Origin of the sequence: Pseudomonas sp. SCT (assembly GCF_003864275.1) — a bacterium.
Classification (GTDB): Bacteria; Pseudomonadota; Gammaproteobacteria; order Pseudomonadales; family Pseudomonadaceae; genus Stutzerimonas; species Stutzerimonas stutzeri_AE.
The window spans coordinates 778,970-795,187 of record NZ_BDJA01000001.1 but is presented as its reverse complement, the minus strand read 5'-3'; the positions used below and the strand labels follow the sequence as shown (position 1 = coordinate 795,187).

The window sequence follows — 16,218 nt, the reverse complement described above, 5'->3', positions numbered from 1 at the left end:
TGACCTTGCCATAGGGTTAAGGTCGACCCTGCAGCCATCGCAATCCAAGGAGTCTCAGCCATGTCCAGCGCCACCCATACGCTGCCGGTCAGCGGTATGACCTGCGCCAGCTGCGCCGGCCGCGTCGAACGGGCCTTACTGAAGGTGCCCGGCGTCGCCGCGGCCAACGTCAACCTGGCCAACGAACAGGTGCGCGTCGAAGGTGATGACGTTGGTGTAGCGGTGCTGATCGAGGCCGTGCAGAAAGCTGGCTACGGCGTACCGCTGCAGAACATCGAGCTGAATATCGAAGGCATGACCTGCGCCAGCTGCGTCGGCCGGGTCGAACGCGCCTTGCTCAAGGTGCCAGGCGTGCGCAGCGCCGCGGTGAATCTGGCCAGCGAGCGTGCGCATGTCGAGGTGATCGGTACGCCGGACCCCGCCGTGCTGATCCAGGCGGTCGAGGCCGCAGGCTACAAGGCAAGCGCCGGCGACCAGCAGCGCCCCGAAGAAGATGCCGAGCGGCGCCTGCAGCGCGAACGCTGGGCAGTGATCGCCGGCCTGCTGCTGGCCGCACCGCTGGTGCTGCCGATGTTCGGCGAGCTGTTCGGACAGCACTGGATGCTGCCGGTGTGGATCCAGTTCCTGCTCGCCACGCCGGTGCAGTTCGTGCTCGGTGCGCGCTTCTACGTCGCCGGCTGGAAGGCGGTGCGCGCCGGAGCCGGCAACATGGACCTGCTGGTCGCCATCGGCACCAGCGCCGGTTACGGCCTGAGCCTCTATCAATGGTGGGCGACGCCGGCCGGGCAGATGCCGCACCTGTATTTCGAGGCCTCGGCGGTGGTGATCGCCCTGGTGCTGCTGGGCAAGTATCTGGAAAGCCGCGCCAAGCGCCAGACCAGCGCGGCGATTCGTGCGCTGGAAGCCCTGCGTCCGGACCGCGCGACACGGGTGATCGACGGCCGCGAGGAAGAAATCGCCATCGCCGCGCTGCGCCTGGACGACCTGGTGCTGGTCAAGCCCGGCGAGCGTTTCCCGGTGGACGGTGAAGTGGTCGCGGGCGAAAGCCAGGCCGACGAAGCGCTGATCAGTGGCGAGAGCCTGCCAGTGAACAAGGCGCCAGGCGACCGCATCACCGGCGGCGCGATCAATGGTGAAGGGCGGCTGCTGGTGCGCACCACCGCGCTCGGTGGCGAGACCGTGCTGGCGCGGATCATCCGCCTGGTGGAAGACGCCCAGGCGGCCAAGGCGCCGATCCAGAAGCTGGTGGACAAGGTCAGCCAGGTATTCGTCCCGGCCGTGCTGGTGATCGCCGTGTTCACGCTGATCGGTTGGCTGCTCAATGGCGCACCGGCCGAGGTGGCGCTGATCAACGCCGTGGCCGTGCTGGTCATCGCCTGCCCCTGCGCACTCGGCCTGGCCACGCCGGCGGCGATCATGGCCGGCACCGGCGTGGCGGCGCGCCACGGCATCCTGATCAAGGACGCCGAAGCGCTGGAGGTCGCCCATGCGGTCACGGCCGTGGCCTTCGACAAGACCGGTACGCTCACCTCGGGCAAGCCGCAGATCATCCATCTGCATGCCGTGGATGGCGACGAAGCGCGAATCCTGCGCCTGGCCGGCGCCCTGCAGCGTGGCAGCGAACACCCGCTGGCGCGCGCCGTGCTGGAGCGCTGCGAAGCCGACGGCATCGCGGTGCCGGATGTGCAGAAGAGCCAGGCCCTCAGCGGCCGCGGCATTGCCGGCACGCTGGACGGCCAGCAGCTGGCGCTGGGCAACCGGCGCATGCTCGGCGAGTACGGCCTGCAGCCGGGCGAGCTGCTGGAAACCGCCCAGCGCTGGGAAGCCGAGGGCCGCACCCTGTCCTGGCTGGTGGAACATGCGCCCGAGCCACGCATCCTCGGCCTGTTCGCCTTCGGTGACAGCCTCAAGGACGGCGCCGCCGCGGCGATTGCCGGGCTGGCGGCGCGGCATATCCGCAGCCACCTGATCACCGGCGACAACCGTGGCAGCGCCCGGGTGGTGGCCGAAGCGCTGCACATCGATGACGTGCATGCCGAAGTGCTGCCGGCGGACAAGGCCGCCACCGTGGCGGAGCTGAAGAAGGGCGGCGCCGTGGTGGCCATGGTCGGCGACGGCATCAACGATGCCCCGGCCTTGGCGGCAGCGGATGTCGGCATCGCCATGGGCGGCGGCACCGACGTGGCCATGCACGCCGCCGGCATCACCCTGATGCGCGGCGACCCGCGCCTGGTGCCGGCGGCGCTGGAGATCAGCCGGCGCACCTACCGCAAGATCCAGCAGAACCTGTTCTGGGCTTTCATCTACAACCTGGTGGGCATTCCGCTCGCCGCCTTCGGCTTTCTCAGTCCGGTGGTGGCCGGTGCGGCGATGGCCCTGTCGAGCGTCAGCGTGGTGAGCAACGCCCTGCTGCTGCGCTCCTGGAAACCGGAAGAATGAGCGGAGGCGCGCGATGAATATGAATATCGGTCAGGCAGCAAAACACAGCGGCCTCACGGCAAAGATGATCCGCTACTACGAATCCATCGGCCTGCTTACGCCGGCCGGACGTGGTGCCAATGGCTATCGCCATTACAACGAGCGCGACCTGCACCAGCTGGCGTTCATCCGCCGCGCCCGCGACCTCGGCTTCTCGCTGGAAGAGGTCGGCAAGCTGCTGGCGCTGTGGCAGGACCGCCAGCGCGCCAGCGCCGATGTGAAGGCCCTGGCCGGTGCACATATCGACGAGCTGAATCGCAAGATCGCCGAGCTGGTCGGCCTGCGCGACACGCTGCAGGAGCTGGTCGACCACTGCCAGGGCGACGACCGGCCGGACTGCCCGATCCTGCAGGGCATCGAAAGCGGCTGCTGCAGCGCCCCGTCATCTCGCCCCGCCGCAATCCAATCTCCTCGCAAAGGCTGACGCGGGCCGCCCTCTCCAAGCCCCATAACATCCCCTGCTCCAGCGTGCCGGACATCCGTGACCAGCACGCTGCGACCACTCCTCGCTTTACATTCAAGTTCGTATGCTCGCGGCCGACAGAGGGGCCGAAGACACCCGCGGGCTGCCAATGCGCCCGTTCGGATCGAACTATTGATTAGATGGACTGCCATGAATAACTGGTTTGCAAACATCGGCGTCAGCAGGAAGCTCGCACTGGGCTTCGGCGTCGTCCTGGCCCTCACCCTCATCCTCGCCTGGAACGGCTGGGGCAGCCTTGGCAGCGTCATCCAGCGCAGCGGCTGGATGACCGAAATCTCGCTGCTGAATAAGACCCTCACCGACCTGCGCATCGCCCGCCTGCAATTCATGCTGGCCAATGGCGACGCCGAGTCCACCGAGCGTCTGGACAAGAACCTCGGCATCTACCTGGCGCAGCAGACCCAGCTGCTCAACACGTTCAAGAACCCGGCCAACGTCGCCCAGCTCAAGGAGCAGGCCGGCTACAACGCGCAGTACCAGAATTCGCTGAACGACATGCGCAAGGCCTACGCCCAGGCCAACGGCGCGCGGCAAGCCATCGATGGCGCCTCCGCCCGCCTGAGCGAGCTGACCGGCGGTGTCGCACGTCAGGTGTTGCAGCTTTCGGAATACGACGAAGAGCGCTTCGCACAATTCCAGGCGATCACCGAGATCGAGGACGACGTACAACGTGCGCAATATCTGCTGCGCGTCTACATCGGTACGCCGGGCAACGAGGCGGCAAAGGCCATCTTCGCCCAGCTCGACGCCACACAGGCTTCGCTGACACGCCACGCCGCCGTGCTCGACGCCAACAGCGGCGCAGCGCTGCAGCAGATCCGCACGGTACTCGACGAGTACCGCAGCGCCATCCAGGCGTTGGAGACGGCCACGCAGGCAATCGCCAAGGCACGTCAGGAGATGACCGATCAGCAGAAGGAAATCGTCCGAATCAGCGATTCGCTGTACCAGTTCCAGCTCGACCGCCTTGATGTGGAAAGCAGCGACGCGCGCAGCCGCCTGATCGTCAGCACGCTGCTGGCGCTGGTGCTCGGCGTGCTGGCCGCCTGGCTGATCACCCGTCAGATCATCCTGCCGCTACGTACCACCATGGCCGACGTCGAGCGCATCGCTTCCGGCGACCTCAGCGAAACCGCGCAGATCCAGCGTCGCGACGAGCTCGGCGTGTTGCAGCGTGGCATCCAGCAGATGGGCTCGACCCTGCGCGAGCTGATCGGTGGCATCCGCGATGGTGTCAGCCAGATCAGCGCGGCTGCCGAGGAACTGTCGGCCGTGACCCAGCAGACCAGTGCCGGCGTGAACAGCCAGAAGGAGGAAACCGACCAGGTGGCCACGGCCATGCATGAGATGTCGGCGACCGTTCAGGAAGTGGCGCGCAATGCCGAGCAGGCAGCCCTGGCCGCCACCGAGGCGGACAGCGAAGCCCGCGAAGGCGATCGCGTGGTGACCGAAGTGGTCACCCAGATCGAACGCATGGCCAGCGCCGTGGTGCGTTCCACCGAGGCGATGACCGCACTGCAGGAAGAAAGCGACAAGATCGGCAGCGTGATGAATGTGATTCGGGCGGTGGCCGAGCAGACCAACCTGCTGGCGCTCAACGCCGCCATCGAGGCCGCCCGTGCAGGCGAGGCCGGGCGCGGATTCGCCGTGGTCGCCGACGAGGTGCGCGGCCTGGCGCAGCGCACGCAGAAGTCCACCGAGGAAATCGAAGGGTTGGTTGCCGCACTGCAGAACGGTACGCAGCAGGTCGCTTCGATCATGCATACCAGTCGCGACCTCACCGACAGCGGCGTCGAGCTGGCGCGCCGTGCTGGCGCTTCGCTCGGCAGCATCACCCGCACCGTGTCGAACATCCAGGCGATGAATCAGCAGATCGCCGCGGCCGCCGAGGAACAGAGCGCAGTGGCCGAGGAAATCAGCCGTAGCGTGGTGAACGTGCGTGACGTGTCGGAACAGACCGCCGCTGCCAGCGAGGAGACGGCCGCATCGAGCACCGAGCTTGCGCGCCTGGGTGGTCAGCTGCAGATGATGGTGAGCCGCTTCCGGCTCTGATGGAACGCAAACGCCCGGCGAGACAGGCTATGTCTCGCCGGGCGAAGGCTCAGCTGGCCTGGGATTGCAGGTAGTTCTGCAGGCCGATGCGGTCGATCAGGCCGAGCTGCTGTTCCAGCCAATAGGCGTGGTCTTCCTCGGTATCGTGCAGCTGCAGCGCCAGCATGTCGCGGGTCGGGTAGTCGCCATGCTGCTCGGCCAGCGCGATGCCCTGGGCCAGCGCGGCGCGCACCTTGTACTCCAGCGCGAGATCGCTGCGCAGCATGTCCGGCACGGTATGCCCCGGATGGATCGGCTCCGGCGTCATGTCCGGAGTGCCTTCGAGAAAGAGGATGCGCTGCAATAGTGCATCGGCGTGCTGCGTCTCTTCTTCCATCTCGTGATTGATGCGTTCGTAGAGCTTGCTGAAGCCCCAGTCGGCGTACATCCGCGAGTGCAGGAAATACTGGTCGCGCGCCGCCAGTTCCCCGCGCAGCAGCTCCTTCAGATAGTCGATTACCGGTGCCTGGCCTTGCATTGCGTATTCCCCATGACTGATGCGTCTTCTACTGCGGGCAAGCATCCCCGCTGAGTCTGTGCCGGTCAAGCGCTGCGCAGCCACTAGGCGCGCCCCTTCAAGTGTGGCAGAGCCTGGGCAGAAAGCGACCGCACGGTCACGTCATTGGCAACACTGTGCCGGCGAACTCCTGCGACGGCGCGGGGCTCTATTGTCAGTCCCAGCGCATGCCCACCAACGCCCTCAATGCCGATCAGCCAGGAGCCCCGATGACGTCGACGCCAGCATTTCCAGTGTCCAAGGCCTGGTTGACGATCATCGCCTGTGCGCTGCCGCTGCTTGGCGGCTGTTCCTCGGAAGCCGAGCCGGCGCCCGAGCCGCCACGGGTGGCGCTGGTCGAGCCCTTGCGTCCAGCCGAGTCCAAGGCCGAAGCCCTGCGTTTCTCTGGTGTGGTGCAGAGCGTGACCACCACGCAGCTGTCCTTCGAAGTGGCCGGGCGCATCGAGCGCATCCTGATCGACGAAGGTACGCGCGTGCGCCGTGGACAAACGCTGGCCCAGCTGGACCGCACCGACTACCGCCTGCAGCTGCGCGAAGCCGAGGCGCGCCTGCGCCAGCTGGAAGCAGACCTGGCACGCAAGCGCACCCTGCTCGCCGAAGGCATCCTCGCCCCGGCCGCCATCGAAGCGCTGCAGGCCAACACCGTGGCCGCCCGCGTGGCCCGCGACAGCGCCCAGCGCAATATCGATCACAGCACCCTGACGGCACCGTTCGATGGCGTGGTTGCGCGCCGCCTGGCCGAGCCGGACATGGTGGTCGCAGTCGGCACGCCGGTATTCGAAATGCAGGACAACCGTCATATCGAAGTGAGTGTCGACCTGCCGGAAAGCGCCGCGCTAAGCATTCCACTCGGGCCCGAGCTGCAAGCCGAGGCTGAACTGGTCATCGCCGACCTGCGTCTGCCGCTGCGCTACAAGGAGCACAGCACCCAGCCGCGCGAAGGCGCGCGCACCTATCGGCTGGTGCTGCAAGGCGAACCACCGGAGGATTTCAACCTGCTGCCCGGCATGGCCATGCGTGTCAGCCTGGAGCGCCCCGCACAGCCAGAGACCGACAATGACGGCTTCCGCCTGCCGCTGTCGGCACTGCAGACCGGCAGCGACGGCAAACACTTCATTTGGCAAGCCGACGACGGCCGCGCGCGGCGGTTGGCGGTAGAGCTGCAGCAGGTCGAAGGCGATCAGGCACTGATCCGTGGCGACGCCCTGCAGGCGCAGCTGCCGATCATCGTCGCTGGCGGCAGCAAGCTGCACGACGACCAGCCGATCGAAGCGCGGGAGCGGAACTGAGCCGATGGATTTCGCCCGTTACGCCATCACGCGCCCGGTCAACATCTGGATTCTGGTACTGATCTGTCTGTTCGGCGGCATCCTCGCCTTTTTCGAGATAGGCCGCCTGGAAGACCCGGAATTCACCATCAAGCAGGCGATCGTCAACGTGCAGTACCCCGGCGCCACGGCACTGGAGGTCGAACAGCAGGTGACCGAGCCGCTGGAAAGCGCCATCCAGCAGATGTCGCAGATCAAGGAGATCCGCTCGCGCTCGATGCCGGGCATCGCCGAGATCCGCGTGGAGATGCAGGACCGCTACGCTGGTGATGCGCTGCCGCAGATCTGGGACGAGCTGCGCAACAAGATCAACGATGCCCAGGGCGACCTGCCGCCCGGCATCGAGCCGCCGCAGGTCAACGATGATTTCGGCGACGTCTACGGCATCTTCTACGCGCTCACTGGCGACGGCCTGACCCTCAAGGAGCTGCACGAAACGGCCAAGGACCTGCGCCGCGCGCTCCTCACCGCCGACGGCGTCGGCAAGGTGGAGATCGCCGGCGTGCAGGAGGAGCGCATCCTGGTGGAGGTCGACCAGGCGCAGCTGGCCGCACTCGGTGTTGCTCCCGACGAGATCGCCGCGGCGCTGGCCGATACCGATGCCGCCGTCGATGCCGGCGGGGTGAATGCCGGTGAATTCTTCGTGCGCCTGCGCCCGAGTGGCGCTTTCGATTCGCTGGAAGAACTGCGAGCGCTGCCGGTCGGCCAAGGACCGCAGCGGGTCGAACTGGGCGCGATCGCCAAGCTCTCCCGGGAATATGCCGAGCGGCCGCAGCAGATCATCCGTCACAACGGCCAGCAGGCGCTGACGCTCGGTATCAGCGGGGTTTCCGGGGCGAATATCGTCGAGGTCGGGCATAGCGTCGAAGCGGTTCTGCAGGCCAACGAGCACCGCATGCCGCTGGGCGCCGAGCTGCATCCGCTGTACGAGCAGCATCAGATCGTCGACGAGTCGGTGAACAGCTTCGCACTCAACGTGTTCCTCTCGGTAGCCATCGTGGTCGGCGTGCTGTGTATTGCCATGGGCCTGCGTGCCGGCTTCATCATCGGCGCGGTGCTGTTCCTCACCGTACTCGGCACGCTGCTGGTGATGTGGCTGGTGGGCATCGAGCTGGAGCGGATTTCCCTCGGCGCGCTGATCATCGCCATGGGCATGCTGGTGGACAACGCGGTGGTGGTCTGCGACGGCATGCTGGTACGCCAGCGCCAGGGCAAGAGCATTCTCGAGGCATCGCAACAAACGCTGCGGCAGACGCAATGGCCGCTGCTCGGCGCGACCATCATCGGCATTCTCGCCTTTGCGGGAATCGGCCTGTCCCAGGACACCACCGGCGAATTCCTCTTCTCGCTGTTCTTCGTCATCGCCGTGTCGCTGCTGCTCAGCTGGTTGTTGGCACTGCTGCTGGTGCCGTTGTTCGGCCATTACCTGCTGCGCAATGCCGACGCCGACGACGACCCCGACGCCGCCTACAACGGCCCCTGGTACAACCGCTATCGCCGGTTGGCCGGCGGCGTGCTGCATCGACCCTGGCTGACCATCGGCGTGCTGCTGGTGCTGACAGTGGTCAGCGCAGTGATCTTCACCCGGCTGCCGCAGAGCTTCTTTCCGCCATCGAGCACGCCGCTGTTCTACGTCAACCTGTTCCTGCCGCAGGGCACGCATATTCGCGATACCGCACGCACCGCGAGCGACGTCGAGGAATATCTGGCAGAGATGGAGGGCGTCAGCGGCGTGTCCAGCTTCATCGGCGCCGGTGCCTCGCGCTTCATGCTGACCTACATGCCGGAGCAGCCGAATTCATCGCTGATGCACTTTCTCGTGCGCACCGAGGATGCCGAGCTGATCGACGGCCTGGTCCGGCAGATCAACCAGGAGTTGCCGCAGCGCTACCCCTCGGCCGATGTCACGGCCGCGCAGTTCATGTTCGGCCCCAACGCCGAGGCCAAGCTGGAGGCGCGCATCAGCGGTCCGGATATCGAGGTGCTGCGAGCCATCTCCGCCGAAGGCCGCAAGCGCCTGCAGGATGAGGGCAAGGTATTCAACGTGCGCGACGACTGGCGCCAGCCGGTGCTGGTGCTGCGCCCGCAACTGGCCCTGGATCGCCTTGCAGACGCCGGTCTGACCCGCCAGGCGGTGGCGCGCGCGCTGGCCGCCGGCAGCGAGGGCCAGCGGGTCAGTCTGCTGCGCGAGCGCGACGAACTGATTCCAGTATTGCTGCGCGCCGCGCCGGAGGACCGCGTCAGCAGCGACGACCTGCTGCAACGATTGATCTGGAGTCCGGCGGGCAACGGCTACGTACCGCTGGCGCAAGTCGCCGACGGCATCGAGCCGACCAGCGAGGACAGCATCATCGTGCGCTATGACCGCGAGCGGACGATCTCCATTCGCGCCGAGCCGCGGGATGGCGAGAACACCAACGAGGCACACCAGCGCATTCGCCCGCTGATCGAGGGTATCGAACTGCCGGTCAACTACAGCCTGAAATGGGGCGGCGACTACGAACAGTCATCCGATGCCCAGCAGGCGCTGGCCAGTACCCTGGCGGTGCCCTACCTGGCGATGGTGCTGGTCACCGTGCTGCTGTTCGCCAAGGTGCGCCAGCCGCTGATGATCTGGCTGGTGGTGCCCATGGCCATCTGCGGGGTCAGCTTCGGCCTGCTGCTCACCGGCCAGGCGTTCGGCTTCATGGCGCTGCTCGGCCTGCTCAGCCTGACCGGCATGCTGATCAAGAATGCCGTGGTGCTGGTGGACGAGATCGACCGGCAGATCGATGACGAAGTGCCGCGTCTGACCGCCATCATCGAGGCCTCGGCATCGCGCCTGCGCCCGGTAATGATGGCCGCCGGCACCACGGTGCTGGGCATGGTGCCGCTGCTGTTCGACCCGTTCTTCGCCAACATGGCGGTGACCATCATGGGCGGCCTGGGCTTCGCCACGCTGCTGACGCTGCTGGCGGTGCCGTGCCTGTACCTGCTGTTCATGAAAGTGCGCCCGGAGGAAACCGCATGACTGCCAAGGCCCTGGCCGCCCCGCTGCTGCTCGCCCTGGCCCTGAGTGCCTGCTCCAGCGCACCGCAGCATGCCGATCCGCAACTGCCGGAAGGCTGGTTCAGTGCCGCCGGTGCGCAGTCGGCGGATGCCGAAACGCTGGCCGCCTGGTGGCGCCAGTTCGATGACCCGCAGCTCACCGCGCTGGTCAGCCGCGCCATGCAGCAGAACCACGATGTACGCCTGGCCATGGCGCGCGTCACCGCAGCGCGGGCCCAGCTGCGCCAGTCGCGTGCCGGCCTGTTGCCGAGCTTCGACCTGCCCGGCTCGACCAGCCGCCAGTGGATCGAGAACGATCAGGACGCCGAACCTGGCAGCCCGCTGGCCGATTTCATTCCTGACGATGATGTGATCAGTGTCGACACCTGGGAGCTGGCCTTGCAGGCGACCTGGGAGCTCGACCTGTTCGGTGCCACCCGCGCACGGCGTGACAGCGCGGCCCGGCAACTGCGTTCGGCCGAGGCACAGACGGTAGCGGCGCGGCTGGCCGTGGCCGCGAATACCGCGCAGGGCTATCTGCAGCTGCGTGCGTTGCAAGGCCAGCGCGCCTTGCTGGTCGAAGGCATCGATGTGGCGCGTGAGCTGGAGCGCATCGCCGGGCTGCTGTTTCACGCCGGCGAAGTGACACGGCTGGACGTCGAGGCCACCTCCGCCGAGCGCGCGTCGCTGGAAGCCGATCTGGACGAGCTGGATATCCATCTGGCCGAAGCGCAGCTGGCACTGGACACCCTGCTCGCCGAACCACCGGGCAGCACTGCCGCCCGCCTCGCCGCCAGCGCGCCGGTGCCGCTGGCCGAGCAGCACATCGCACCCGGCCAGCCCATCGACCTGCTGCGCCGCCGCCCGGACCTGATCGCCGAAGCCGCACGGCTGGACGCCGCCGAGCTGCAATCACTGGCCGCGCGCCGCGACCTGTTCCCCAAGCTGGCGGTACAGGCCGCCGTGGGCCGCTCCGGCTTCGCCCTGGGCGATGCCATCTCCAGCGCCTCGAACTTCGCCCGGGTTGGTGCCACCTTCGGCCTGCCGCTGCTGGACTATCCACGCCGCGGTGCCGCCATCGACCTGGCCGATGCCGAGGGCGAGACCGCCTACGTCGCCTTCGAACAGGCCCTGGCCCGCGCCCTCGAGGAGGTCGAGCGCGGCCTGACGAGGATGGCTGGTCAGCAGCGCAGGCACGTGTCGCTCAGCCGTACCCGCGAACACCGCGAACGTGCGCACCGCCTGGCGCAGCGCAGCTACGAGCTGGGGGAAGCGAACCTGAGTGAAGTGCTGGATGCCCAACGCGGCGCGCTGCAGGCCAGGCGACAAGCGCTGGAAGGCAGGGCCGCGCTGGCGACCGCGCAGGTGGCGCTGTATGTGGCGCTGGGAGGTGGGTGGCAGCCTGAGAGCGCAGATGCCGCGGCTGGGCCTGCAGAGAAATCGACACACTGAACAGCTCAAACAGCCGAAGCCCTGGAGTCTCTAGCCAAGCCGACCGCCGAGCCGCTTGATGGTTGGTCGCGCCCGCCACGGCGAAACCATACGTTCAAGCAACTCGACAACAAGGCAGAACCAGCGATCTCCGACTCTTGCTAGAGGCTGCCGATCAACCTCTCATCCACGGCGGCTCCGGCGGTTCATCCTTCGGTGCATCATCCGCCCCGCGCAAGGCCTCCCGGCGCTCCTGCTCGGCCAGCGTGGCCTTGATCTCCCGCATTACCGCATCTATATCCGCGGCATCTTCCGGCTCGGCAAACTCTCCGGTCAGCTCGGTCTCGGTAGTCAGCTTGCCCTGCTCGTATAGCGCCCACATCTCCTTGGCGTAACGGGTGAACTTGAGTTCTGGGGCAAACCGTCCGAAATAGGCCGACATGTTGCCGACATCGCGCTCGAGCATTTCGAACGCATGGTTGTTGCCGGCCGCATCCACCGCCTGCGGCAGATCGATGATCACCGGGCCGTGTTCGTCGAGCAGCACGTTGAATTCCGACAGGTCCCCATGCACCAGCCCTGCGCAGAGCATCTTGACCACTTCGTGGATCATGAATGCATGGAACTCGCGGGCATCGTCCGGGTGCAGGTCGACGTCATTGAGTCGCGGCGCGGCATCGCCATCCTCGCCGGCGATCATTTCCATCAGCAGCACGCCGTCGAGAAAGTCGTAGGGCTTGGGCACCCGCACGCCGGCATCGGCCAGGCGAAACAGCGCCGCGACCTCGGCGTTCTGCCAGTTGTCTTCCTTCTCCTTGCGCCCGTGCTTGGAGCCCTTGGCCATGGCCCGGGCATCGCGACTGCTGCGCACCTTGCGGCCTTCCTGGTATTTCACGGCCTGGCGGAAACTGCGCTTGTTGGCTTCCTTGTAGACCTTGGCGCAGCGCAGCTCGTCGCCGCAGCGCACTACATATACCGCTGCTTCCTTTCCGCTCATCAGCGGTCGCAGCACCTCGTCGATCAGGCCATCCTCGATCAGCGGTTCGAGTCGTTTAGGCGTTTTCATCAGCTGCTTGCAGGTCCTTCTCGGTGAGGGCGATGCTGCAGGTTACGGCAATCGTCAGCCGGCTTCCATTGCCCCCATCTACTTTGAAAGCATGCTTTGGATTGGCGCACGGCCTGCACAGGTCCGACAATCGCAGCATCAACCAGGGAGTCGCGCCATGCTCGACCAGGACCGCTGCTGGCAAGCGCTATGCGAACGCGATGCTGCCTTCGATGGGCGCTTCGTGTTCGCCGTGCGCTCGACCGGCATTTTCTGTCGCCCCAGCTGCCCGGCACGCCGGCCGGCACGCGAGCGGGTGGTGTTCTACACGGACACCGAGAAGGCCAAAGCCGACGGATTTCGCCCGTGCCGCCGCTGCTCGCCCTGCGGTCCCAGCCCGAGCGAGCAACTCGATGCCTTGGTGGTCGCCGCCTGTCGCCTGCTCGATGAAACCGATGCGCCGCTGCCGCTGCGGCAGCTGGCGATGCGTATCGGCTTGTCGCCGGCCTACCTGTCGCGTGCTTTCAAGGCCCGTACCGGCATGACACCCCATGCCTGGGCTGCGGCGCGGCGCCGCGAGCGCTTGAATGCTCGCTTGCCACAAGCCGATTCGGTACTCGATGCCGCCCTCGCCGCCGGCTATTCGGGCACCCGCGCGCCCTATGCCGAAGCGCAGGCGCTGACCCCGGCCCAGCGCCGCCGCAAGGGCGCAGGCGAAATCCTGCGCTACGCCCTGGCACCCTGCCCGCTCGGCCTGCTGCTGGTCGCCAGCAGCGACAAAGGTATCTGCGCCCTGCTGTTCGGCGACGACGAAGCAGCGCTGGAAGACGAACTGCGCACACGCTTTGCCGCCGCGCAACTGCAGCGCGATCAGGCTGGCCTGGGTGAGTGGCTGCAGGCAATCATCGCTCAACTGCAAGAGCCACAACGTGCCGCCCAGCTACCGCTCGATCTGCGCGGTACGGTCTTCCAGCAACGGGTCTGGCAGGCACTGCAGCAGATACCGGCTGGCGAGACGCGCCGTTACGGCGAACTGGCCGCAAGCCTCGGCAGCCACGCCCGTGCGGTGGCGCGCGCCTGTGCCAGCAACCCGGTCGGATTGCTGGTGCCCTGTCACCGCGTGGTCGGCAGCCAGCAGGCGTTGACCGGCTACCGCTGGGGCCTGCAGCGCAAGGCGGCGCTGCTCGAACGTGAAGCACAGGACGAGCCGGGAGCCTGAGCGGTTTTCGGCGGTCGGATGTATCAGTACCGCCCACCGCAGGAAGCCCGCCATGACCGATCTGAAACGCTACCGCATCCACTACTGCATCAACGGCGAGCCCGCATCGCTGCTGATCAGCTCGTTCGAAGTGCCAGGTCTCGAGCAGGCCGAGCTGGAAATTCTGCTGCATCACGTGCGCGAGCCGCGCGCCGCCGTCGATGCTCCCTGGGAAAATCCGATCCGCCCCAGCGAGGCCAGCCGACTCACCGAACTGGGCGTCAGCGACATCCAGATCGAAGAGGAAAGACACTGAAGGCCATGTAGCATTACCGCCCGCCCACCGCCGACCACTGGAGCCCGCTCGTGCAGTTGATCGACACCCACACCCACCTCGACTTCGAGATGTTCGATGACGACCGGGCGCAGGTCATCGCTCGCAGCCGGGACGCCGGAGTCGAGCGCATCGTGGTGCTCGGTGTACATGAAGCCAATTGGCAACGGGTCTGGCAGCTGGCCTGCGAGCAGCCGAATATCTATGCCGCGCTGGGCCTGCACCCGGTGTTCATCGAAGAGCATCGCGACGAGCATCTGCACCAGTTGCGCGACTGGCTGGAGCGCCTGCACGGCGATTCCAAGCTCTGCGCCATCGGCGAGATCGGTCTGGACTACTACGTGGAAGACCCGAACGTGGAGCGGCAGCACGAACTGCTCGATGCGCAGCTGACGCTGGCCGCGGACTTCGCCTTGCCAGTGCTGCTGCACGTACGACGTGCGCATGCACCGATGATCGCCGCGCTCAAACGGCACAGATTGGCACGCGCAGGTGTCGTTCACGCATTCAGTGGCAGCTGGGAAGAGGCTCGGGAGTACCTGCGCCTGGGATTCAAGCTCGGTCTTGGTGGCGCCGGTACCTGGCCACAGGCGCAGCGCATGCACCGGGTACTGAAACAGCTGCCGCTGGAAGCCATCGTGCTGGAAACCGACTCCCCGGACATCCCGCCGGCCGGTTATGCCGGCGAGCGCAACAGCCCGGAACTGCTGCCGGAGATCTGCCGGATGCTGGCCGATCTGAAAGGCGTCAGCGCCGAAGAGCTGGCCGCCGCCAGCTATCGCAACAGCTGCGAGCTGTTCGGCTGGCCACGGCCCTGAGCGGCGCGGCGCTCAGACGCGGAACGCGCTGATCAGCTGCTGCAGACGCCCGACCAGCTGCGACAGCTCGCGACTCGCCTGCTCGGTATGCCCGGCACCCTCGGCGGTACGCTGGCCGGCCTCGTTGATGGCGACGATGTTGCGATCGATATCGTGCGCCACGGCCGTCTGCTGTTCGGCCGCTGCCGCGATCTGCTGGTTCTGATCGACGATCAGCCCCACCGCGCCGAGGATGTTCTCCAGCGCCTGCTCCACCTGCCCGGATTGCCCCACCGTATCTTCGGCAAGCGCATGGCTGGCGTGCATGGTTTTGACCGCCGCGCCGACGCCATTCTGCAGCCGCGCGATCATCTGCTCGATCTCCGCCGTCGATTTCTGCGTCCGCTGCGCCAACCCGCGCACCTCGTCGGCCACCACCGCAAAGCCGCGCCCCTGCTCACCGGCACGCGCAGCCTCGATGGCGGCGTTGAGCGCCAGCAGGTTGGTCTGCTCGGCGATGGTCTTGATCACGTCGAGCACCTGGCTGATCGCCTTGCTGTCGCCGGCCAGCTGATTGATCACCTGCACCGACTGCTCGATTTCACTGGCCAGGCGCTGAATGCCACCGACCTGCGCCACCACCAGCGCCCGTCCACTGACGGTTTCCTCGTTAACGCTCTGCGCACTGCCCACAGCCGCCTCGGCACTGCTGGCAACCTCCTGGGCCGTGGCGGACATCTCGTTCATCGCCGTTGCGACCTGCTCGATCTGGCCGCGCTGCTCGGACACGGTCTGATTGCTCTCGCCAGAGACGCTTTCGACCCGCTGCGCCTGCCGGTCGACCTCGGCGACCGTCTGGCCGACCCGCTCGATCAGCTCGCGGACCTGCGCCACGGTGGTATTGAACACCTGCCCCAGCTCGCCGAGCTCGTCGCGGCTCTGCACCTGATAGCGCGCGGTCATATCGCCGGCGGCAACCTTGTCCATGATCTTGCCCAGGCTGCGCAGCGAGGCGCGGGTCGAGGCATAGAAGCCGGCGTACAGATAGGCGACCAGAACGAGCACAACGGCCACTGCCGAGATCAGCAGGGTCATCAGCAGACGCTTCTGTTCCAGCCGCTCGGCCAGCTCCACCTCGAGGAAACCGAGAATGGCATCGTTGAGCTGGTAGGTCTTCGCCATCTCGGCACTGATGCGCTCGTAGAACTGCTCCCACGGCCGATCCAGCGCATCGGCCATGATCACCTCGTCCTGCAGGATGTCGCTGCTCGCCTGCAGGGATTCGCGGCTGGCGGTGGCGAAGGATTCGAGCTTGCGCCGCGCGGCGGCGCTTGCACCCAGGGCGTCCTGCAGCTGCGCGGCGTACTGTGCCTGCTGCTTTTCCAGCTCCAGCACGAGGTTGTCCAGCGTGTTGCTGGCATCCGAATTCAGGTAGCCCTGGCCGAAGGTGTAGGAGCCCACCGCGCGGCCTTCGCCGAGCGTTGCACT

Annotated in this window: 12 protein-coding genes and 2 pseudogenes; 10 read left to right on the top strand and 4 right to left on the bottom strand. The window is 66.6% G+C overall.

Annotated elements, in window-relative coordinates; genetic code table 11:
• The first annotated feature begins 60 nt into the window (after nt 1-60).
• The 4 genes and pseudogenes from BHD08_RS03615 (at nt 61) to BHD08_RS23395 (ending at nt 5,014) form a co-directional block, all read left to right on the top strand.
• Nucleotides 61-2,439, top strand: a complete 2,379-nt coding sequence (locus BHD08_RS03615) for a heavy metal translocating P-type ATPase (protein WP_125020832.1) — start codon at nt 61-63, stop codon at nt 2,437-2,439.
• 19 nt (nt 2,440-2,458) lie between these two features.
• The gene (cueR, locus tag BHD08_RS03610) at nt 2,459-2,902 is read left to right on the top strand and encodes a Cu(I)-responsive transcriptional regulator (protein WP_125020955.1); all 444 of its coding nucleotides are present in this window, start codon (nt 2,459-2,461) and stop codon (nt 2,900-2,902) included.
• Nucleotides 2,903-3,091: 189 nt separating this feature from the next.
• Nucleotides 3,092-4,111, top strand: a pseudogene (locus BHD08_RS23400) (methyl-accepting chemotaxis protein); the annotation flags it as partial.
• Between the two features lie 39 nt (nt 4,112-4,150).
• Nucleotides 4,151-5,014 carry a methyl-accepting chemotaxis protein gene (locus BHD08_RS23395; RefSeq protein ID WP_375708239.1) on the top strand — a complete coding sequence of 288 codons (864 nt, stop codon included), beginning with the start codon at nt 4,151-4,153 and terminating at the stop codon, nt 5,012-5,014.
• Between the two features lie 49 nt (nt 5,015-5,063).
• On the opposite strand, the gene bfr is transcribed toward BHD08_RS23395, so the two are convergent.
• The gene (gene bfr, locus BHD08_RS03600) at nt 5,064-5,531 is read right to left on the bottom strand and encodes a bacterioferritin (protein WP_015275676.1); all 468 of its coding nucleotides are present in this window, start codon (nt 5,529-5,531) and stop codon (nt 5,064-5,066) included.
• A gap of 248 nt (nt 5,532-5,779) precedes the next feature.
• Between bfr and BHD08_RS03595 the strand changes: the two genes are divergently transcribed.
• Genes BHD08_RS03595 through BHD08_RS03585 form a run of 3 tightly spaced genes read left to right on the top strand, consistent with a single transcriptional unit; the run spans nt 5,780 to nt 11,377 of the window.
• The gene (locus tag BHD08_RS03595; RefSeq protein ID WP_125020828.1) at nt 5,780-6,859 is read left to right on the top strand and encodes an efflux RND transporter periplasmic adaptor subunit; all 1,080 of its coding nucleotides are present in this window, start codon (nt 5,780-5,782) and stop codon (nt 6,857-6,859) included.
• 4 nt (nt 6,860-6,863) lie between these two features.
• The gene (locus tag BHD08_RS03590; protein ID WP_125020826.1) at nt 6,864-9,908 is read left to right on the top strand and encodes an efflux RND transporter permease subunit; all 3,045 of its coding nucleotides are present in this window, start codon (nt 6,864-6,866) and stop codon (nt 9,906-9,908) included.
• Nucleotides 9,905-11,377 carry an efflux transporter outer membrane subunit gene (locus BHD08_RS03585; protein ID WP_125020825.1) on the top strand — a complete coding sequence of 491 codons (1,473 nt, stop codon included), beginning with the start codon at nt 9,905-9,907 and terminating at the stop codon, nt 11,375-11,377. Before BHD08_RS03590 ends, BHD08_RS03585 begins: the two co-directional genes overlap by 4 nt.
• A gap of 154 nt (nt 11,378-11,531) precedes the next feature.
• On the opposite strand, the gene BHD08_RS03580 is transcribed toward BHD08_RS03585, so the two are convergent.
• Nucleotides 11,532-12,422 (bottom strand): PA4780 family RIO1-like protein kinase, encoded by an 891-nt coding sequence (locus BHD08_RS03580; RefSeq protein ID WP_015275672.1) that lies wholly within the window; start codon nt 12,420-12,422, stop codon nt 11,532-11,534.
• A gap of 157 nt (nt 12,423-12,579) precedes the next feature.
• On the opposite strand from BHD08_RS03580, the gene ada reads away from it, so the two are divergent.
• The 3 genes from ada to BHD08_RS03565 are packed head-to-tail and all read left to right on the top strand — an operon-like array spanning nt 12,580 to nt 14,751.
• Nucleotides 12,580-13,620: a bifunctional DNA-binding transcriptional regulator/O6-methylguanine-DNA methyltransferase Ada gene (gene ada, locus BHD08_RS03575; protein WP_125020824.1), complete on the top strand. Its 1,041-nt coding sequence runs from the start codon at nt 12,580-12,582 to the stop codon at nt 13,618-13,620.
• Nucleotides 13,621-13,672: 52 nt separating this feature from the next.
• Entirely contained in the window at nt 13,673-13,915 is a 243-nt protein-coding gene (locus tag BHD08_RS03570) for a hypothetical protein (RefSeq protein ID WP_125020822.1), read from the top strand.
• A 50-nt stretch (nt 13,916-13,965) separates the two neighbouring features.
• Nucleotides 13,966-14,751 (top strand): TatD family hydrolase, encoded by a 786-nt coding sequence (locus BHD08_RS03565; RefSeq protein ID WP_125020820.1) that lies wholly within the window; start codon nt 13,966-13,968, stop codon nt 14,749-14,751.
• Between the two features lie 12 nt (nt 14,752-14,763).
• Here the strand turns inward: BHD08_RS03565 and BHD08_RS23390 are convergent, their stop codons facing one another.
• Both BHD08_RS23390 and BHD08_RS23385 read right to left on the bottom strand, forming a co-directional pair.
• Entirely contained in the window at nt 14,764-15,468 is a 705-nt protein-coding gene (locus BHD08_RS23390; RefSeq protein WP_375708238.1) for a methyl-accepting chemotaxis protein, read from the bottom strand.
• Between the two features lie 153 nt (nt 15,469-15,621).
• A pseudogene (locus tag BHD08_RS23385) lies at nt 15,622-15,825 on the bottom strand (HAMP domain-containing protein); the annotation flags it as partial.
• Nucleotides 15,826-16,218: the final 393 nt, after the last annotated feature.

What these genes read in the sequence shown, in the direction of transcription:
- BHD08_RS03590 (WP_125020826.1), top strand. Translation starts at nt 6,864, where the DNA reads ATGGATTTCGCCCGTTACGCCATCACGCGCCCGGTCAACATCTGGATT.
- BHD08_RS23390 (WP_375708238.1), bottom strand. Translation starts at nt 15,468, where the DNA reads ATGTCCGCCACGGCCCAGGAGGTTGCCAGCAGTGCCGAGGCGGCTGTG.
- BHD08_RS03595 (WP_125020828.1), top strand. Translation starts at nt 5,780, where the DNA reads ATGACGTCGACGCCAGCATTTCCAGTGTCCAAGGCCTGGTTGACGATC.
- BHD08_RS03615 (WP_125020832.1), top strand. Translation starts at nt 61, where the DNA reads ATGTCCAGCGCCACCCATACGCTGCCGGTCAGCGGTATGACCTGCGCC.
- BHD08_RS03585 (WP_125020825.1), top strand. Translation starts at nt 9,905, where the DNA reads ATGACTGCCAAGGCCCTGGCCGCCCCGCTGCTGCTCGCCCTGGCCCTG.
- BHD08_RS03570 (WP_125020822.1), top strand. Translation starts at nt 13,673, where the DNA reads ATGACCGATCTGAAACGCTACCGCATCCACTACTGCATCAACGGCGAG.
- cueR (WP_125020955.1), top strand. Translation starts at nt 2,459, where the DNA reads ATGAATATCGGTCAGGCAGCAAAACACAGCGGCCTCACGGCAAAGATG.
- BHD08_RS23395 (WP_375708239.1), top strand. Translation starts at nt 4,151, where the DNA reads ATGGGCTCGACCCTGCGCGAGCTGATCGGTGGCATCCGCGATGGTGTC.
- ada (WP_125020824.1), top strand. Translation starts at nt 12,580, where the DNA reads ATGCTCGACCAGGACCGCTGCTGGCAAGCGCTATGCGAACGCGATGCT.
- BHD08_RS03580 (WP_015275672.1), bottom strand. Translation starts at nt 12,422, where the DNA reads ATGAAAACGCCTAAACGACTCGAACCGCTGATCGAGGATGGCCTGATC.
- bfr (WP_015275676.1), bottom strand. Translation starts at nt 5,531, where the DNA reads ATGCAAGGCCAGGCACCGGTAATCGACTATCTGAAGGAGCTGCTGCGC.